16 protein-coding genes are annotated in these 19,157 nt (G+C 64.2%); 13 read left to right on the forward strand and 3 right to left on the reverse strand.

The window, feature by feature from the left end:
- The first annotated feature begins 139 nt into the window (after positions 1-139).
- On the forward strand, positions 140-1,771 hold the full coding sequence (locus HUK73_RS22500) for a Na+/H+ antiporter (protein WP_176594029.1): 1,632 nt from the start codon (positions 140-142) through the stop codon (positions 1,769-1,771).
- A 26-nt stretch (positions 1,772-1,797) separates the two neighbouring features.
- Here the strand turns inward: HUK73_RS22500 and HUK73_RS22505 are convergent, their stop codons facing one another.
- Complete coding sequence (locus HUK73_RS22505; RefSeq protein WP_255326499.1) at positions 1,798-2,445, reverse strand: TetR/AcrR family transcriptional regulator; 648 nt, start codon at positions 2,443-2,445, stop codon at positions 1,798-1,800.
- A gap of 141 nt (positions 2,446-2,586) precedes the next feature.
- On the opposite strand from HUK73_RS22505, the gene HUK73_RS22510 reads away from it, so the two are divergent.
- The 4 genes from HUK73_RS22510 (at position 2,587) to HUK73_RS22525 (ending at position 6,812) form a co-directional block, all read left to right on the forward strand.
- A complete protein-coding gene (locus HUK73_RS22510; RefSeq protein ID WP_176594031.1) occupies positions 2,587-3,771 on the forward strand; it encodes an acetyl-CoA C-acyltransferase in 1,185 nt (394 codons plus the stop codon).
- Positions 3,772-3,794: 23 nt separating this feature from the next.
- Positions 3,795-4,556 (forward strand): 3-hydroxyacyl-CoA dehydrogenase, encoded by a 762-nt coding sequence (locus tag HUK73_RS22515; RefSeq protein WP_176594032.1) that lies wholly within the window; start codon positions 3,795-3,797, stop codon positions 4,554-4,556.
- 118 nt (positions 4,557-4,674) lie between these two features.
- Positions 4,675-6,234, forward strand: coding sequence for an ATP-binding protein (locus HUK73_RS22520; RefSeq protein ID WP_255326500.1), 1,560 nt, complete (start codon positions 4,675-4,677; stop codon positions 6,232-6,234).
- Positions 6,231-6,812 carry a response regulator transcription factor gene (locus tag HUK73_RS22525; RefSeq protein WP_176594034.1) on the forward strand — a complete coding sequence of 194 codons (582 nt, stop codon included), beginning with the start codon at positions 6,231-6,233 and terminating at the stop codon, positions 6,810-6,812. Before HUK73_RS22520 ends, HUK73_RS22525 begins: the two co-directional genes overlap by 4 nt.
- Positions 6,813-6,967: 155 nt before the next feature.
- Here HUK73_RS22525 and HUK73_RS22530 read toward each other — a convergent pair whose 3' ends face one another.
- Positions 6,968-8,488, reverse strand: coding sequence for an acyl-CoA carboxylase subunit beta (locus HUK73_RS22530; RefSeq protein WP_176594035.1), 1,521 nt, complete (start codon positions 8,486-8,488; stop codon positions 6,968-6,970).
- 344 nt (positions 8,489-8,832) lie between these two features.
- Between HUK73_RS22530 and HUK73_RS22535 the strand changes: the two genes are divergently transcribed.
- The 8 genes from HUK73_RS22535 (at position 8,833) to HUK73_RS22565 (ending at position 17,690) form a co-directional block, all read left to right on the forward strand.
- Positions 8,833-9,207 (forward strand): response regulator, encoded by a 375-nt coding sequence (locus tag HUK73_RS22535; protein ID WP_176594036.1) that lies wholly within the window; start codon positions 8,833-8,835, stop codon positions 9,205-9,207.
- Entirely contained in the window at positions 9,204-10,331 is a 1,128-nt protein-coding gene (locus tag HUK73_RS22540; protein ID WP_176594037.1) for a YaiO family outer membrane beta-barrel protein, read from the forward strand. Before HUK73_RS22535 ends, HUK73_RS22540 begins: the two co-directional genes overlap by 4 nt.
- A gap of 2 nt (positions 10,332-10,333) precedes the next feature.
- Complete coding sequence (locus HUK73_RS22545; RefSeq protein ID WP_176594038.1) at positions 10,334-11,311, forward strand: HEAT repeat domain-containing protein; 978 nt, start codon at positions 10,334-10,336, stop codon at positions 11,309-11,311.
- Positions 11,308-12,387: a glycosyltransferase family 2 protein gene (locus HUK73_RS22550; RefSeq protein ID WP_255326501.1), complete on the forward strand. Its 1,080-nt coding sequence runs from the start codon at positions 11,308-11,310 to the stop codon at positions 12,385-12,387. The genes HUK73_RS22545 and HUK73_RS22550 overlap by 4 nt, the downstream gene beginning before the upstream one ends.
- Positions 12,336-12,734 (forward strand): hypothetical protein, encoded by a 399-nt coding sequence (locus HUK73_RS26965; RefSeq protein ID WP_255326502.1) that lies wholly within the window; start codon positions 12,336-12,338, stop codon positions 12,732-12,734. Before HUK73_RS22550 ends, HUK73_RS26965 begins: the two co-directional genes overlap by 52 nt.
- A gap of 74 nt (positions 12,735-12,808) precedes the next feature.
- Positions 12,809-14,203: a hypothetical protein gene (locus HUK73_RS22555; protein WP_176594039.1), complete on the forward strand. Its 1,395-nt coding sequence runs from the start codon at positions 12,809-12,811 to the stop codon at positions 14,201-14,203.
- Positions 14,196-16,505, forward strand: a complete 2,310-nt coding sequence (locus HUK73_RS22560; protein ID WP_176594040.1) for an ATP-binding protein — start codon at positions 14,196-14,198, stop codon at positions 16,503-16,505. The genes HUK73_RS22555 and HUK73_RS22560 overlap by 8 nt, the downstream gene beginning before the upstream one ends.
- Before the next feature lie 321 nt (positions 16,506-16,826).
- Positions 16,827-17,690, forward strand: coding sequence for an SDR family NAD(P)-dependent oxidoreductase (locus tag HUK73_RS22565; protein WP_255326503.1), 864 nt, complete (start codon positions 16,827-16,829; stop codon positions 17,688-17,690).
- A 96-nt stretch (positions 17,691-17,786) separates the two neighbouring features.
- Here the strand turns inward: HUK73_RS22565 and HUK73_RS22570 are convergent, their stop codons facing one another.
- On the reverse strand, positions 17,787-19,010 hold the full coding sequence (locus HUK73_RS22570; protein WP_218036690.1) for an MFS transporter: 1,224 nt from the start codon (positions 19,008-19,010) through the stop codon (positions 17,787-17,789).
- Positions 19,011-19,157 lie beyond the last annotated feature (147 nt).

Consider the following 19,157-nt stretch of genomic DNA (forward strand, 5'->3'; position numbering starts at 1 on the left):
TTGTCAAAAAATCTGACAAAAATACGAAGTGATGCGTCGGGTATCCGCCGGTCGTGCAACGGGACCTGCGTTCCCAAACAGGGTTGCTCTCGCCGGGCCTCCGCTCCTAAGTCTTCACATCCGAATATGGAGGAATGGTTTGGAGACAGTTTCGATCGTGCTTTTCCTGCTGCTGGCGGTGGTCGTCAGCGGCGCGATATCCCGAATGCTGCCGGTCTCCATACCAACGCCGCTGGTTCAGATTCTGCTTGGCGCCGTCATTGGCCTGTCGACGTCGCACCGTGTGGAGCTGGATCCTGAACTCTTCCTGTTCCTGTTCCTGCCGCCGCTCCTCTTTCTCGACGGCTGGCGGATTCCCAAGGACGAGCTGTTAAAAGACGTTTCGACCGTGGTGGAACTGGCCCTTGGCCTTGTCCTGCTGACTGTCGTGGGCATGGGTTTCTTCATCCATTGGATGATCCCGGCCATGCCGCTTGCCGTCGCCTTCGCGCTTGCCGCCGTCGTGTCGCCTACCGATCCCATCGCCGTTTCCGCCATCGCGGCGCGGGTGCCCATTCCCAAGCGGATGATGCACATATTGGAAGGGGAATCGCTTCTTAACGACGCGTCTGGCCTTGTCTGCCTGCGCGTCGCCGTCGCCGCCGCGCTGACGGGCAGTTTCTCGGCCGGATCGGCAGCGCTCAATTTCCTCTGGGTGGCGGGGGCGGGTCTGGCAATCGGCGTTGCGGTCACGCTTGTGGTGACACGCGCCAAGGCCTGGGTCGCGAAGCGCTGGGGTGAAGATACCGGCTCGCAGATCCTCGTCAGCCTGCTTATCCCGTTCGGCTCCTACCTGTTGGCGGAGCATGTTCATGCGTCCGGCATATTGGCGGCGGTCAGCGCAGGCGTCACCATGACCTTTGCGGAGAGTTCGCGCCAGACCATGGCGTCCACTCGAATGCGCCGCAACTCGGTGTGGGACATGATCCAGTTCACGCTCAACGGCATCATCTTCGTGCTGCTGGGCGAACAATTGCCCGGCATATTGGAAGGGGCGCACCAGACGGTGTTGCCCACCGGCCATGCCTCACCCTGGTGGCTGGCCATCTACACGGTCGCTATCGTCGCCGGCCTCGCATTGCTGCGCTTCGTCTGGGTCTGGGCCTCGCTCCACCTCACCATCCTGCGCAAAGCGGACCGGGCGGGCGACATGCGCAGCCCCGACTGGCGACTGGTTGCGGCAACCTCCTTTGCTGGCGTGCGTGGCGCGATCACGCTGGCGGGTGTGCTGACCTTGCCGCTGGCGCTGAACGACGGCACGGCCTTTCCCGCCCGCGATCTCGCGATATTTCTGGCGGCGGGCGTGATCGTCGTTTCGCTGATCCTGGCCAGCATCGCCCTGCCTGTTCTGCTCAAGGGCCTTACCATGCCGCCCGAACCGTCGAAGCAGGCGGAGGAGGACAGTGCCCGCATCGCCGCTGCGGAGGCGGCGATCCAGGCCATCGAGCGGCACCAGCACGCACTGGCCGAGGATCATGGAGAGGCGGATCTCTACGTCACGGCGGGCGGGCGCATCATGGACCTCTACCGTGAGCGTATCGAAGGACTGAGCGGTCAGCAGGCGGATGAGAGGCGCGCCGGACACCGCTTGTTCGGCGAATTCGGCCTGGTCGGCGTCAAGGCCGAGCGCGCGGTACTGGCCCGGCTCCTCCGCGATCGCCGGTTGAGCAGCGAGGTCGCTCGCAAACTTACGCGTGAACTGGATCTGGCCGAGGCGCGTTACCGGGGCTGAACGGCAATCCAGCCGAACTGCGAAGGTCAGTCGCGTCGGGCCAGCCCATTGATCAAGATGTCGACCAGCGAGGCGGCGATTTCATCCACGGGGCTGGGGCCTGCCGGATCATGCCAGCGCGCAGGCCAGTTCAGCGCGCCAGCCAGGGCAAAGGCCGCCATTTTTACATCGACAGGGGCGATGGAGCCATCGGCGATGGCATCCTCTATCAATCCGCGCAGCGCCAGATCGATGTCGCGCTTGCGTGCGCGGAATTGCGCGGCGGCGTCACTGGACAGTGCTTCGTCGCCTGTCCGCACCACGCAGCGGCCGAAATCGTCCATGTTGATCTGCGCATAATGGATGAGGAAACGGCGGAGGCGATCAAGGCCGCTGCCTGGCTCATGCTTCGCTGCTTCCGCCGCCAGACGCAGCGGTTCGAGCCCGCGCGTCACGCATTCGATCAGCACCTGCTCCTTGTTTCCCAGATAATGGTAGATAGTCGGCTTGCTGATGCCGAGCGATGCGGCGACATCGTCCAGCGAGGTGGCATGGAAACCGCGGGCATTGAACATGCGGACCGCGGCACGCAGCACCGCTTCGCGCTTCTCCTCCCGCTCCCTTATCTTCTCTTCACGCGTTCTGAACGGCGATGAGGCTGCGGGACTGGATGCGGTGGAGGGACGGCCGGGCAATGAAAACTCCTTCGCGGCTCTATTGACAAGAAACGCGGTCATAAGCAATTTACTCATCAGTATATAGTAGACGATTGAGTTTGCGCCGAGGGATTCCAGCGGTGGAGATCATCAGGCGCGGCCTTTGAAGGGAACAGGACAATGCCAAACGATCCGGTCGTCATTGCGGGCTATGCGCGCACCCCCATGGGCGCTTTTCAGGGCGTACTTTCGCCGCTCAAGGCTACCGAGCTCGGCGCGGCGGCGGTGAAGGCAGCGATCGAACGGGCAAAGCTCGATCCGGGCGCCGTTGAGCGCATCTATATGGGTTGCGTCCTGCCGGCGGGTCTGGGGCAGGCGCCCGCGAGGCAGGCGGCACTGGGCGCGGGCCTTGGCCTCAATACGGAGGCTACCACGGTCAACAAGATGTGCGGTTCGGGCATGCAGGCGGCGATCATGGCGACCGAGGCGCTGGCCGCCGGGACGGCGGACGTCATCGTCGCGGGCGGCATGGAAAGCATGACCAACGCTCCCTATGCCCTGCCCAAGCATCGCTCGGGCGCGCGTATCGGCCATGACCGCATCATCGACACGATGATGATGGATGGGCTGGAGGACGCCTATGAGCCGGGTAAGGCGATGGGCGTCTTTGCCGAGGAAGCGGTGCGCGACTATCAGTTCACGCGCGAGGAGCAGGACGCCTATGCCATCCGCTCGCTCGAACGCGCCAACGCCGCCATCGGTAGCGGCGCCTTTGCAAAGGAAATCGTGCCCGTCACCATTTCCGGCCGGGGCGGCGATACGGTCGTCGACACCGATGAACAGCCGGGCAAGGCGCGGCCGGAGAAGATTCCCGCGCTCAAGCCCGCCTTCGTCAAGGACGGCACCATCACGCCTGCCAATGCCTCATCCATTTCGGACGGCGCCGCCGCTCTGGTGATGACCCGCCAGAGCGTCGCGGAGAAGCTGGGCCTGCCGGTGATCGCAAAGGTTCTCGCCACCGCCGCCCATGCTCATGAACCGGCGAAGTTCACGACCGCCCCGGTCCCGGCGATCCGCAAGGCGCTGGACAAGGCGGGCTGGCAGGTCGGGGACGTCGACCTGTTTGAGGTCAACGAAGCCTTCGCCGTGGTTGCAATGATCGCCGCCAGGGAACTGAACATCCCAGCCGACAGGCTGAACGTCAATGGCGGCGCGACCGCGCTCGGCCATCCCATAGGCGCATCGGGTGCGCGTATTCTCGCAACCCTGCTCGCCGCGCTGGAAAATCGCGGCCTCAAGCGCGGGGTCGCCAGCCTCTGCATCGGTGGTGGAGAAGCGACGGCTATGGCGGTCGAACTGGTCTGATCGTTCAAGAGGGAAAAGCGTATATGGACATCAAGGGAACAGCCGCCATCGTCACCGGCGGCGCGTCGGGGTTGGGCAAGGCGACAGCGGCGATGCTGGCTTCGCAGGGCGCGAAGGTCGCGATCTTCGATATGAACGAGGAAGCGGGCAAGGCTGCGGCTGCCGAAATCGGCGGCGTCTTTGTCAGCGTGAATGTGGCCGACGATGCCAGCGTCTCGGCGGCGCTGGATACGGCGGAGCAGGCGCATGGGGTTGCGCGCATCCTCGTCAACTGCGCGGGCATCGCTCCGGCGGTGAAGACCGTGGGCAAGGAAAATGTGCCGCATCCGCTCGACATCTATCGCAAGACGATCGAGGTCAACCTGATCGGCACGTTCAACGTCATCTCCAAATTCGCGGCGCGCGCCGTGTCGGTGGAAGACATGGACGGCGAGCGCGGGGTCATCGTCAATACCGCATCGGTCGCGGCCTATGACGGCCAGATCGGTCAGGCGGCGTACAGTGCGTCCAAAGGTGGCGTGGTCGGCATGACCCTGCCTATCGCCCGCGACCTTGCCAGCCACAAGATTCGCGTGATGACGATCGCCCCCGGCATCTTCCTGACCCCCATGATGGAGGGTTTCCCCCAGCATGTGCAGGATGCCCTGGGCGCGCAGGTGCCCCACCCCAGTCGCCTTGGCAAGCCAGCCGAATATGCCCAGCTGGTGGAATCCATCATCCGCAACCCCATGCTGAATGGAGAGGTCATCCGCCTCGACGGCGCCATCCGCATGGCGCCGCGCTGAACAACGGATCGGAACGACCGATCCGGGTTTTTTCCGGCTTTGATCAAATAGCTGGCGCTGTCACATAGTATGGATGACAAGTGCAGGCGTCCCTTCTCAGAAGCCTTTTTCGCGATGGTTGCCTGACCGTCGCGAACTGGGACTGCTGGTTGTTTATGCCGCGGGTTTCGCCGGCGCGCATTGGATGGCGGCCGCATGGGGCGGGGACGGTTTTTACTCGGTCTGGTATCCGGCCGCCGGTTTGCGGCTGGCCCTGATGTGGTATGCGGGAGCGCGGCTGACGCCTTCCATCGCGATCGTGGAACTGGCGGTCAACATGGCCAAAGGCATCTTCCCGCTCGATTCGTCGGACTGGCCGCTCATCCTGATGGGTATCTGGCGGCCGGTATTCGCTTATGGCGGGACCGTGGCGGCGATCCGCTGGCTTGCGGGCGGCGCGCGGGCCAGCGTGCTTATCCCACCCATGCCCTTCAGTCTGGCGGCGGTGGCGGCGCCCAATGTGGCAGCCCTGATGGCCTTGCCCCAGAGCCTGTTGCGGCCCGACATGACGGGCGTGAAGAGCATGCACGATGTCGTTACATCGCTTTCCGCTTTCGCCGTCGGCGATCTGCTGGGCGTTCTTATCCTCGCGCCGCCGCTGCTGTGGATTGCGGAATGGCTGATGAGCCGTCCTCGTCCGCCATTCCAGATTTACAGCGACATTTCCTGGCTTGCGCTGGTGGAGAGCAGTGCCCTGCTATTGGGCGGCATCGTGATTACCGATACGATGGCCCGGGCGGGGCTGGGTGTTCAGCCCATGCCGGTCATCTTCGCTGTCGCCTGGATCGGTCTGCGTTTCGGACGGGCTGCGGCTTGGGGCGCGTTGGTGATCGTGACCATGCTCATGCTGCCATATACCGCGCATCACATGACGACCGGCGCACGCCTGGAATTGCATCTGGCTCTGGCGATGGTGGCGGTGGTCGGTTATCTCGCCGGCAGCTTCGCCGACGCCCAGCGACAGGCGCGCATCGATCTGGAGCGGCGCGATCGGCTGCTGTTCCAGGCGGAGCGGCTGAAGACCCTGCGCGCCATGTCGGTTGCCGTCATCCATGAGATCAGCCAGCCGCTTTCGACCCTGGCGATAGAGGCGAAGCATCTGCATGCCATCACCGGCATTTCCGACCCGGAAATAGCCGAGAGTGCGGCATTGATCGACCGCAAGGCCGCGACATTGTCCAATCTGGTGCGGCGTCTGCGCCGCTATGGCGGGCGCGCCGTCGACGAACCCACGCCGCTGCCGGTTTCCGCCCTGATCGAAAGCGTGGCGACGCTCGCCGCCCCGGAAGCCAAAAGCGAAGGCGTGATGTTGAAGGTTGATCCGGTCGATCCCGATTTGCTCGTTCTGGCGCAGGAGGTGGAACTGGCGCAGGCGGTGATGAACCTGCTGCGCAACGCCATCCAGGCCACCGGCGACGCGCAGGTCAGGCTTTCGGCCGTCAAGGCAGGTGACCAGGTGCAGATCACCGTGTCGAACCGCCATTATGTGGACATCGTGCCAAGGGCAGGCATGGGGGTGGGCACGCTGATCGCACGCGCCATTGTGGAGGCGCATGGCGGCACGTTATGGCGCGATATGTCCGCGGTTGGCGATGTCAGGGCCATGATTTCCCTGCCCCTGACCGGAGAAGTGGCATGACGGATGATGCATCGAAAATCTATGTGGTGGACGACGATTGCGATCTGGGGGCCAGCGTTGCCCGCCTGCTCCGCCGTCACGGTTTCGACGCTGACTCCTTCCTCGATCCGGTCCAGCTGCTCGACGTCTATGTTACCGCGCCGGCTCACTGCATCGTGACGGATGTGATGATGGGCGATCTGGACGGGTTCGCCTTCGCCGACCAGATAAGGGTGCTGGATCCCTCGACGGCCATCATCTTCATGACGGCCTGGCCTACCACGGCCAACGCCGTGGATTCCGTCCGGCGCTATGGCGGCCTCGATTATCTGGAAAAGCCCATTGATGAGGAGCGTCTGCTGGCTGCGGCGAGGGAAGGCATCGACTGGGCATGCGAACGGCGGCGGCAACTGTCCCGGACCGCGGCGCTGACGCCGCGTGAACGGCAGGTCTTCGAACTTCTGATCCTGGGGCATAGCAACAAGGTGATCGCCGCTATTCTTGGCCTCAGTCCCAAGACGGTCGAGGATCATCGGGCGTCCGTCATGGGCAAGACGGGCGTGAACGGATTGGCGCAGTTGATCGCGCTGGGCGGGTGAGCGGAGCGCGCGGGACCGGGAAAAACCCGGATAGGGGCGGGCACCCTTGTCCGCCATAAGCCGCGCCGCGACCCGAGGGAAACTTTTTTGGTTTCCTGAAACTGACCCGGCCATCCTGGCCGGGTCCTTTCACGACAAGCCGGAGAATGTAGCTATCAAGGCGTGATGCCCGGCAGCCGCGTGGGTTCGACCGCCCTGTTCCGTCGCCCTTCGGCCAGGATCAGGCCATCAAGCAAGGCATTGCGGAGATCGCGAGGGTCGATGACATCGTCGAAACCTATCTTGTCCGCCAGATGATAGGCTCCCCCAGCCTGCTCCGCAGCCACGCGGGCACGCGTCTCAGCGTCCAGTTTGGCGGCGTCGGCTCCGCTCGCCGCCGGCATCGCACCCAGGGTGATGGCAGGAAATGACAGTGAGATTGTCTGGCCGTCAAAGGGGTTCATCGCCATGATCGAGGAACCAAAGCCAAATGCCTTGCGCAGAGTGACGTGCAGCTTGGGCACCTTCAACCGATGCTGCGCAACGAACATGCGGGCCGCGTGCCGCAGCACGCCCGACCGTTCTGCCACCGTGCCCGCCATGACGCCGGGATTGTCGGTCAGAAACAGGACCGGAATATGGAAGGCGCCCGCCACATCCATGAAATGGGTCGCTTTCTGGGCGGCTGCGGCATCGATGGCGCCCGCGCCCACGGCTGGATTATTGGCCACGATAGCGACGCTCTGACCGCCAAGGCGTGCAAGGGCGGTGACGAGCGAGGCGCCATATTTCGGCTGAACCTCGAACAGCGTGCCCTCGTCGACCAGCATGACCAGGAGCGAGCGCATGTCGAAGGGGAAGCGCGGATCGGGATCGATCAATGCCAATATGTCATCGAGCCGCCGTCGCCCGATATCGCCTTCCTGAACAAGCGGCGGGTGTTCCCATGCGTTGAGCGGGAAATAGGACAGATATTGTCGTGCCATGGCGATGGCTGCCGCATCGTCTGCAGCCAGATTATGCGCGACGCCCGATGCCAGGACGTGCATCTGCGGGCCGCCCAGTTCCTCCTTCGTTACCACTTCCCCGATCGCGCCTTTGACCAGGGGTGGCCCCGCCGCGAACATGGATGCCGCCTGCGTCATCACCACAAAGTCCGAAAGGGGCGCGGTCAGCGCGCCATGTCCTGCCGAAGCGCCTTGCACCAGGCTGACCATCGGCACCTGCCCCGACAGTTCGGCAAGGCCCTGGAGGTCATTGGGACTGCGTCCGGGATGCTTGTTGGTCAGCCTGTGTCCGGCGCCTTCCAGCATGAAGACAAGCGGCACACGTTCCTGCGCGGCCAGTTGCGTGAGGCGATATCGCTTGTCGGACGCGGCGTCGCCGATCGATCCTCCCAGCACGGTAAAGTCCTCGATCCCGGCCAGTGCCGGACGCCCGTTGATCCGCCCGAAGCCCGCGATCAGGCCGTCGGCGGGCGCGGGCGCTTCGCCCGTTTCGCTGAGAACGCCTGCAAGGCCTCCAATCTCGACGAAGCTGCCGTCATCGAACAGGGCGGTGGCCCGTTCCCGCGCATTGAGCTTGCCGGCGTCGCGATGACGCTGGAGACGGTCGGCGCCCCCCATGGCGCGCGCAAAATCCTGCCGCCTGCCGAGTTCGCCGAGAATGGCATCCCACCGGCCGAGATCTGAACTCATTCTTACCCCCTCCTCAAGAAAGCTGGGTCATGGTCGACGGTCTGACGCCGCCATGCCGCTTCGCCTGTCATCCTCCCCCACATTCCATCGATTTGCCAGCGAAGGGAGGGGGGCAGGCATTAAAAAGATCGATCGCCCATTTGGCATGGGGGGTAGGGAAGGTCCGCTTCGCTGCAGGCAGGGCCTCCAAACTGGCGGCCGCCGCTGTGTCCTTGTCCCGGCGGGCCGTTTTGGGACTGCGACGAAATGAAGGTTAATTTGCCATTATAGATTGTTAAGAAAGGGAAAATTCCCCAGTTGAATGTCATTGCCGATGGCCGAAACGATGGAAGGGGAAGGAAATCGTGGCGCATATCCTGGTTGCCGATGACGATGATCTGCTGGGCGAACTGGTTCGCTTCAAGCTGGAAGCGGCAGGCCATGACGTGACCATCAGGCAGGACGGCGCTTCCGCATTGGAGGCAGCACGGCAGGGGGACGTCGACCTGCTGGTTCTCGACGCCATGATGCCGGTCATGTCCGGGGCGGATGTGCTGCGGATCGTGACTGAGGAGCTGCCCGGAATTCCGGTGGTCATGCTGACGTCCCGCAAGGGGCAGGCGGATGTCATGGCTGCGTTGACCTCCGGCGCGCGTGATTATCTGACCAAGCCCTTTATCCCCGACGAGCTGGTGGTGCGGGTCAATGCGATCCTCAAATCCACCCAGGCGGTAAGGTGAGGATTCTCTCGATTCTGGCGCTGGCGCCCATGGTCCTGCCTGCTCCGGCGCAGGCCGCGCCAGTGTCTTCGCGCGAGGCGCAGATCGCTGCCGCCCACGCCGCTCTCGCGCGCAAGGACGAAGCGCAGGCGATTGTCCTGCTGGAACGGGCCAGCGCCGATTTTCCCGACGATCCGGAGATTTTGCGCCTGTTGGGCAGCGCCCATGCCTTCGCAGGTGATTATCCTCAGGCCATAGCGACGCTGCGCCGTGCACAGGCGCTGGCGCCTGCGGATAACGACATCGGCGCCGCCTTGGCCCGCGCCTATCTCTGGTCGGGCGACCGCGCCGCCGCCGAGCGCGAGGTCGCGGTCATCGAACAGCGCTCTCCGCAGGATGCGGAGGCCGCCGCGATCCGCCGGCAGCTTCGCACGGAGTCCGCTCCCCACATGGCCCGCCGCTTTGGCCTGGCGGCGACGCAGGGCTTTTCCGATGTCTCCTTTGCCAACCGACCGCGGCAGACATGGTCGACGACGACGCTGGCGGTCTTTGGCCGGGTCGGGCCGGGAACGGTGCTGTCGCTCTCCGCCGAGCGGGAGGACCGCCAGAGCTTCGTCGATACCCGCATCGAGGGGCGCATCGACCAGAGCTTCGGGCCGCATGTTCGTGCCTATGCCGCCATCGCTGTGACGCCCCATGCCGATTTTCGGGAGAAATGGGGTGTCAGCGGTGGCGTGGAGGCGGATGTCACCCCCTATGCGACCCTGCTCGCTGACCTGCGCCATGCCGAATATCGGGATGTTTCGGTGACGACGTTCCTGCCGGGCATCCGCCTGACGGCTGCCCGGCTGGGCATCGGCGCCACGGTCCGGATGATCAACCTGTGGGACGAGCAGGGCACGCACCGTGCCGGTGTATCCGGCCGGCTGGACGGGTCGCTGGCGAGCGGCACGACCCTCTATGCCGGGGCGGCAACCTATCCCGATACCGAAGCGGGCATCACCCGGCAGGTCCATTCGCTGTTCCTGGGCGGGACCCTGCCGCTGACCGAACGGATTCACTTGCGCGCCGGGCTGGACTATGAGCGCCGCCGCGCGACCTACACGCGCAAGGGCGGGTCGGTCGGCCTGCAGATCGGGTTCTGACCATGGGACAGATGCCGATCCCCGACCATGTCGCGCAGATCGCCATTTTCATCTCCTTCTACGGCGCGCTCGGCATGGCGGCGCTGCTGCTGTTCCTGGTGATCCGCCGCGACCGGACAGAGCGCGGCGAAGCGCAGGCCAGCGCGATGATCAAGGCGCTGATCCGCGAGATCATGGGCGGGAGCGGTGAAGATGCCCTGTCCGGCCCCGCCTTCCGCAAGGCGCGCACCGCAGACAAGCTGGCCGCGATCGGCCGTATGATCCAGCTGCTGCGCGGCGAGGAGCGGGAGCGGCTGATCGCGCTGGTCGAACGCCATGGACTGTTGAAGAACGCGCTGCGCAGGGCGCACAGTTCGCGCCGCCGGGCTCAGGTGGATGCGATGCGCATATTGGGTAGCATCGGCGGTGAACATGCGGTGGGCGCGCTGCGGTCCGTACTGCATGAGGACCCCCATATCGACACCAGGCTGGAGGCGGCATCCCTGTTGGCGCAGCTCGATGCCCTGCCGGCGCCGGAACGGTTGATCGAGGATCTCTCGCTCTATGAAACGCGGATCACGCCGCTGCATCGCAGCCTGTTCCGTCTGATCGCGGTCAGCCATCCGGCCGAGCTGCTCGCGCTGGGGAGGTCGGATCAGCTTCCCCCGGCCGTCCGGGCGCTGGTGATCGATGCGCTCGGCTGGACGGAGGATTTCGCGGCCATGCCGCTGCTGGCGACGGCTTCGGGCGATCCCCATGCTCCCGTGCGCCTTGCCGCACTCGATTCCGCGACCCGGCTGGGTCATCCGGGCAGTGCGGGATGGATTATCAGAATGTTGGAGGACCCCGAACATCCGGTGCGGTCACGCGCCATTCGCGCCTGCCAGATCATGAAACTGACCGCCGCCCTGCCGCTGTTGACGGGCCTGCTGAACGATCCTTCGCCCTGGGTCCGCCTGCGCGCGCAACAGGCGGTGCAGATGTTGCAGGCCGCTGCATGATGGAACGCATTCTCTCCACTGCCTCCAGCATCGGCGTCGGGACGCTGATCGCCATCGGCCTGCTCTGCTTCATTGTCGTCACCATCCGCAATCTGGTCTCGACGATCCAGCTTCTGCTGGCGGCGCGTATCTTCGTCACGCGGATCAGGCCCGCGAGCCGATCCTATGACCTGTGGACCCGCTATGCCGACCTGGCCCTGCCGGTGTCGGTCATCGCGCCCTGTTATAATGAGGAACTGTCGATCGCCGACAGCGTGCGCGCGCTGCTGGCACTGGAATATCCCGATCACGAGGTGATCCTGGTCAATGACGGTTCCAGCGACCGCACGCTGGAGGTCCTGGTCCGGGAATTCGCGCTGCGTCCGATCGAACGGGAGCAACTGGCCGAATTGCAGAAGACGACGATTCACGGCGTCTATGGATCGGCGCTCTACCCCAACCTGATCCTCGTCGACAAACAGAATGGGCGCAAGGCGGATGCGGTCAATGCGGGCCTCGGCTTTGCGGCCGCGCCGCTGGTCTGCGTGATCGACGCGGATTCGATCATCGAGCCTGATGGCCTGCTGCGCGCGGCCGAACCCTTCATGGCCGACGACGGATCGTTGATGGCGGTGGGCGGGGCGATCCGCATCGTCAATGGATCGGTCGTTGCGGGGGGGCATGTGCGTGAAATCCGCCTGCCGGGCAAATGGCTGCCACGTTACCAGATACTGGAATATCTGAGGGCTTTCCTGACCGCGCGCATCGCCAATGCCCGGCTTGACATGCTGATGCTGATATCCGGCGCCTTCGGCATGTTCCGCCGGGCGACGCTGGTGGAGATCGGCGGTTATCGCCACGATACGGTGGGTGAGGATCTGGAGGTCGTGACCCGCATACACCGCCGCATGCGGGAGGAGAAAAAGCCCTATCGCATCGATTTCGTGCCGGAAATCGTCTGCTGGACCGACGCGCCGGAGACATGGGCGGGTCTGCGCAACCAGCGTGCGCGGTGGGAGCAGGGGGCGCTGGAAACCATCGTCGGATGCTCGCCAATCCGCGCTATGGCCGGATCGGTCTTGTCAGCATGCCGCTGATCGTGATCGAGGATGTGCTGGGCCCACCCTGCGAGCTGTTCGGCTATCTGCTGATTCCGCTGCTTTGGCTGATGGGGATCGAGTCTGGCACTGTGGTGCTGGCCTTCTTCTCCCTGACGGTGCTGTTCGGCACGGCGCTCAGCCTTGGCACGCTGGCGCTGGAGGAAGTGCAGTTGCGCCGCACGCCCCGCGCGCGCGATCTGGCGATGATCGGGGTTGCCGCGGTGGTGGAGAATCTGGGTTATCGGCAGGCCAATCTGGTGTTTCGGCTCTATGGCATGTGGCGGTTCTTCCGGAAGGATAACCGCTGGGCTGCGGCAGGGCGTTCCGCATTCGTCCGCCAGTGAAAAGCGCTGGCCTCTTGCTGCTGGCGGGAACGGCTGTTGCGGCACCCTCTGCTGTGATCTGGAAAGGACCGGCCGTGACAAACTGGCGCGAAGTGGAGGAGCTGACCCTGTCCGGCACGATCCAGGCGGGCATATTCCACCCCAGCGCATTGGCGCCCGAGCGCGCCGCTCCGCCGCCCGTGCCCCCGCTGGTGCCGATCGGTGAGAATATCCTGCCGCTGGCCGAGATTCGACCCTTCGGAACCGAGGAACGGGTGGTGGTGGAGCGCAGGGCTGGCCGCCAGCATATCCACTGCCGGGCGGGACATGCCCCGGCGGGGGTCGTGTTGCGCTGGCCCGACAGGCGCCTGCCCCGCGCCTATCGGGGGCAATGGCGGCTGGAGGGGCAGGCCGATGCCGTGATCGGGGTCAGTGTCGTTCCGGCTGGGCGGGACGCGCCCGAAGTTCCGGCCGCACGCTGGAGCGATGGGCCTGTCGTTGTTCCATTTACCACCATTTGGGGGGAACGGACGCTCGTTCTCACCTGCCCGGCTGCTGGTGGCTCAGCGCAGCTCGACGTGGTGAGGCTCATGCCCGAGGGTGCCGGAGGATCTGGCGCAAGGGGCACATGGGTGTGGCGGGAGCAGGACTGGCATGCCGATCCGGTCGCCTTTGTCCGCCGGGCAGAGGCGGCGGGGTGGACCGAACTTGCCATACAGGCGCCAGCCGTGCCCGACGCCGCGCTGGTCGGGCTGGCGGCGGCATTGGCGGAGCGTCGCATCGGTTTTCGCCTGCTCGACGGCGATCCCACCATGGCTGAAGCGGAGGGGCGGGTCGAGGCCGTTCGTCGCTTCACCCGTCTCCGCCACTGGTGCGACGATCATTTGGCGGCCCGGCCGCTGCTTGAACTCGACATCGAGCCCTATGCGCTGCCCGGTTTCGCGGCCGATCCCAAGGCGGGATGGCAGGGCTGGGCGCAGACGGTGCGCGCCATCGCGGAGACATGGGATGGGCCGGTGGCCGTCGATCTGCCCTGGTGGATGCGCCGCTCGCCCGAGGGGGCGGCGGCGCTTGCCTCCGCCCGCGCTTCCCTTCACGAGATCATCGTCATGGCCTATCGCACCGATCCACAACGGGTTCTGGATGCTGCCGAAAGCTGGCTGGACGAAGCAGGCCCGCCTGTCCGCATTGCCATAGAGACCGGCCCGGTGGCGCAGGAAGCGACCCGCTTCTACCGACGCGCACCACGCGGCACGCTGAAACTCAGCGACGCGGGGGCGGAACTGCTCAATGCGCCGGAAAGTGCCGGCGCTGGGCAAGCGGTGTTCGCCTTTGCGCGGGAAAGCGGGACCGATCCGGCGGGCGTCAGCTTCCACGGCGCACCGTCTCTCGCGGCGGAAGCGGAACGCACCCTCGTGTCGTTGCTGTCTGGTTGGCCCGGCTTTGCGGGCTTCCGTGTCCACGGCTGGGAGGTGCCTCATCATGGCTAATTCGGATTCGCCCGGCTGGATGAAGGAAATGCTGGCGCTGCAGGCCGCAGTGACGGAGGCCTATGCCGATTTCCAGCACATCATCGATGAGGTCGTGGCGCGCGCCCTGCGCATCATCCCGCTCGCGACCGGCGCCATCGTCGAGATGCGTGAGGGCGACGATGTCGTCTATCGCGCCGTGAGCGGCACCTCGATCAGGCAGATCGGCCTGCGCCTGCGCTTGAGCGGCAGCCTGTCGGGCGCGTGCGTCGCCACCGGGGAAACCCAATTCTGTCACGACAGCGAAACCGATCCGCGTGTCGACCGTGACGCCTGCCGAAGGGTCGGCGTGCGGTCGATGATGCTGGTCCCCTTGCCCTATCATGGCGAGATTGCCGGTGTGCTGAAGGTCTATTCCGATCAGGTTGCTGCCTTCACCCGTGCCGATCTGGATGTCGTCCGCCTGATGGCCGGGCCGATCGTCACCGGCTTTGCCAATGCGGCGCACACGGACGCGGCCCGGCACTTCGCCGCGACCTTCGAGCAGGCGGCCGTCGGCCTTGCCCATGCCTCGCCGGAGGGGCGTTTCCTGCTGGTCAACGACCGCTTTTGCGAGATTGCGGGTTATGACCGGGAAGAGCTGGTCGGGCTGGATTACCGTCAGATCACCCATCCCGCCGATTATGAGATGGACGCCCGGCAGGCACGCCGCCTGCTGTTGGGGGAGATCAACGATTTCGCCCGTGAAAAGCGCTATGTCCGCAAGGATGGCGGGCTGGTCTGGATCAACATGACCGTTTCGCTGGTGCGCGACGCGGCGGGCGCGCCGGATTTCTTCGTCTGCGTGGTGGAGGATATTTCCGCCCGGCGATCGGCCGAGATGGCGAGCGCCGCCAAGACCGGATTCCTGGCCAATATGAGCCATGAGATCCGCACGCCGATGAACGGGATATTGGGCTTTGCCGACCTGCTGCTGGGCGGCGGGCTGCCGTCTGAACAGCATCATCAGGTGAAGATGATCGCCGATTCCGGCCGGGCGATGATGCGCCTGTTGAACGACATATTGGACCTTTCCAAGGTTGAGGCCGGGCAGATGGAGATCGCGCGCGAACCCTTCGATCTGGTCCATGCGCTGGACGCCTGCCTCAACCTGATGCGAGCCAGCGCCGGGCAGAAGGGGGTGGATCTGATCCGCGACATTGCGGGCGACTTGCCCCGGATGATGATGGGGGACGGGCTGCGGATGCGGCAGGTGGTGCTCAACCTGTTGGGCAATGCGGTCAAGTTCACGTCCGAAGGCCATATCGCGCTACGCGTTCGCCGGGACGGCGCGGATCGGCTGGTCATCGCGGTGGAGGATAGCGGACCTGGCATCGCGCCCGACCGGCAGGCCGCCATTTTCGAGAAGTTCGTGCAGGCTGATGTCGGCATCGCCGCGCGCTTCGGCGGCAGTGGGCTGGGTTTGTCGATCAGCGCCCAGCTGGTGACGCTGATGAACGGCGAATTGACGCTGGAAAGCACCGTGGGGCAGGGAAGCTGCTTCACCGTGCGCCTGCCCTTTGAGGAAGCGGGCCATGTCGCCCCGCCAGTCCTTCCGTTGCCGGTGCGGGACAGCGTTGCCGATTTCACCGACCTGCGCGTGCTGGTGGCGGAAGATCACGACGTCAATCAGGAACTGGTCCGGGCGATGCTTGCGCGGATCGGGTGCAACGCGGTGATTGTTCCCGACGGCGCGCAGGCGATTGCCGCGGTGTTGCGCGCCCGCGAGGAGGGAACGCCCTATGCCATCGTTCTCATGGACATGCAGATGCCGGTCATGGGCGGGCTCGACGCGGCGCGGGCCATTCGCGGCCATGGCATCACGGCGCAGGAGCTGCCGATCCTGGCCTTGAGCGCCAATGCCTTTGGCGAGGATGTCCATGCTTCGCTCAGTGCAGGGATGCAGGCGCATCTGGTCAAGCCGATCCGCATGGCCGAATTGCGACAGGCGCTGGCGACATGGTTGCCGGACAAGGGGATGGAGGAAGACTTCGCCGCCGTCGATCCGGTGACGCAACAGTTGAATGAGCGTTTCCGCGAAAAACTGGCGCTTTGGTCGGCTCTCCTGTCCCGCCTGATGGACGATCCGGCGCCTGAGGCCGAGGCGGTCGCGGAGGCGCAAGGCGAATTGCACAAGATCGCGGGGACGGCAGCGATGTTTGGCCGGGTATCGCTGGGCAGCGCGGCGGAGGCGGCGGAGCAGGCGCTACGGGACAGGCGCGGGATCGACGCCATCGTCGCCGGTCGGATCAGGATAGTGATAGGATTGTGTGGAGACAGGTGAAGCCCCGTCCGCAACCTTCAATGTCTGTTCCAGGGTGGGCGCGGAGTCGGGACGTTACCCACATTTGTCCAACAGCGCTTCAATGTTAGGACCCAAGCCAGACCTGCAGCTATTTCTTGCCACCTCTGCGCGCTGATAATCGGTCATTCGATCTCGGAACCACCGTGGTCTTCAAAGGTAGAAGTGCCCGATATTTGTGCCGGATTATCGCGTAAAATGTGTGGATGGCAGTATTATACTATTTTAATGCGTAATATTTTGTGGCAAAATTTCCGCATTAATGGTGATTAACAGCCAAAAATAAGCTGCGTGGAGTACAGGATGAACATGGAAGAAGGCGCACAGCCGCTGAAAGGCAAGGTTGCGATTGTCACAGGAGCGAGCCGGGGAATCGGATCCGCAATTGCCCGACGGCTTTCTGCTGAAGGGGCCGCTGTCGCGCTTGTCGCACGCACAGTTGCTCCTGGGGGCCAGTTGGCCGGTTCGCTGGAGGAAGTTGCGGCGGCGATCCGTACTTCTGGCGGCACATGCTGTATAATTCAGGCGAACCTCGCCAATCCTGTGGACCGTTCGGGTATCGTTGCCGAATGCGTCGCCACGCTGGGCGGGCTTGATATCCTGGTCAATAATGCGGCCTGGTCGCGCTTCGTGCCGATCTGGGAAGTATCGGCTCGCCATGTCGAGCTGGCGATGCAGATGAATCTCTATGCGCCGCTCGATCTGTCTCAGGCTGCGCTGCCGCATATGGAGGCACGGGGGGCAGGGTGGATACTCAACATTTCCAGCGCCACGGCGGATCTGCCTCCATCTGCACCCTGGGACCTGAATGACCGCAAGATACAATTCAATCTTCACGGGCATCCGACGCTCTATGGCACGAGCAAGGCTGCGCTGGACCGCATGACGGCAGGTTGGGCGATCGAACTGGCCGACCGGAATATTGCGGCCAATGTCTTGGCTCCAGTCGGTGCGGTCGCCAGCGAAGGCGCGCTGTCCGTTGGCGGCTGGGACGAACGCGACCATATCGAACCGGTTGAGGCAATGGCCGAAGCGGCTTTTCAGCTCTGCCATCGCCCGGCGAATGAACTTTCCGGGCGTATCGCCCGCAGCCTGCCGTTGCTGGAGGAACTGGGTGTGCATTATCGCGGGCTCGATGGTCAGGCGATTGAGCCAATGTTGATGTGACAGGACATGGATTGGAGGTTGCGCCAAGCGCTTGACCTTCCCGTCGTCAGCCGGGCGAAAATCCCCAATATTCCTTAGTGCAAGGCGGATTTTTGGTCAGCCTGTTACTGCCAATACGCGGTTCATCCTGAGGATTAATATCGAAACCGCAACGATCAGGAGGGCGAGAGTGGCGATGGGGAAGGACGATGGCCCGACTCCATTCAGCAGGACCCCTCCAGAGATACCGCCGCAGGCGACGGCCGTATTCCATGCCGTGGTGCAGGCCGATTGCGCGATGTCGACGGCATTTTCCGCCAATCGGGCCGTGGCAGCCTGAGTGATGACGCCGAAGCCGCCGAAGGATATGCCCCAGAAGATCGCCGCTCCGTACATGGGCAGGTTGGCGCTTGGCCCGGAGATCCAGATGAGATCGGCAAGAAGGAAGAAGGCGATCCATAACGGTCCGAGCAACAGCAGGTGCCGATCGATCAGCGTTCCGACCAGCGCCAGTCCACCGATCGAACCGATGCCGAACAGCAGCAGGACGAAATCGAGCTGGGAAACACGGCCAAGGCTATGCAGAAACGGCTCGATATAGATGTAGATGATATTGTGACCGGCGATATAGACGAAGATCACCATGACCGTGGCGGCAATGCCGGGTCGGGACAGCACGCCGAGAAAGGATTCCTGCTTGCCATGCGCATCGCCGGGATAATCGGGCACGGCGAACATGATCCAGCCTACCAATAGTGCCGCCGTCGCTGATACGATGGCGAAGGCGCCCTGCCATCCCACCGCCTTGCTGAACGCTGCCCCCAGGGGAACGCCGAAGACCAGCGCAGCCGTCGCTCCGCCACCTGCGATTGCGATTGCGCGGCCGCTCATGGACTTGGGCGCCATGCGGACGGCGTAACCCGCCAGCATCGACCAGACGACGCCCCCAAACAGTCCGGCCACGAACCGGGCGAACAGGGAAAGGGTGACGTTGGAGGAGATGGCCGTGATGAAGTTGACGATGGCGAAGCCCATAATCGCGGTCAGCAGCAAAGGCTTGCGCCGAACGCTCCGGGTCATGGCGGTGACCGGGATCGCGGAAAGCAGTGCGCCCAGCGCGAAGGCCGTGATGAACTGCCCGGCCATGCTTTCCGAAATATGCAGCCCGGTCGAGATGGATGACAAAAGGCCCGCCGGCATGATCTCGGTGAGTAGCGTAATGAAAGCGGCCATGGCGAGCGCCAGAAGGCCCGGCAGCGGGAGGCGATCCTCTGACGGCATCCCGGTCCGCGCCTCCTCAGCGCAAGTCAGCGGGAAATTGCCATCGATATCGTATGCCACATTTGTCCTTTTTCTTCACATGCCCCGAACCGGGTCGGCGCCCCCTTAGGGGAATAACGCTTTTCGATCCAGTGTCGGGCGATGCGGTCCGGCGCAGGATCGATATGCTTCGGCTCGGGCTTGCCCTGTCGCCTGTCCCCGCTTAAC

It is taken from the genome of Sphingobium sp. EM0848 (genome assembly GCF_013375555.1).
In the GTDB taxonomy this organism is placed as follows: domain Bacteria; phylum Pseudomonadota; class Alphaproteobacteria; order Sphingomonadales; family Sphingomonadaceae; genus Sphingobium.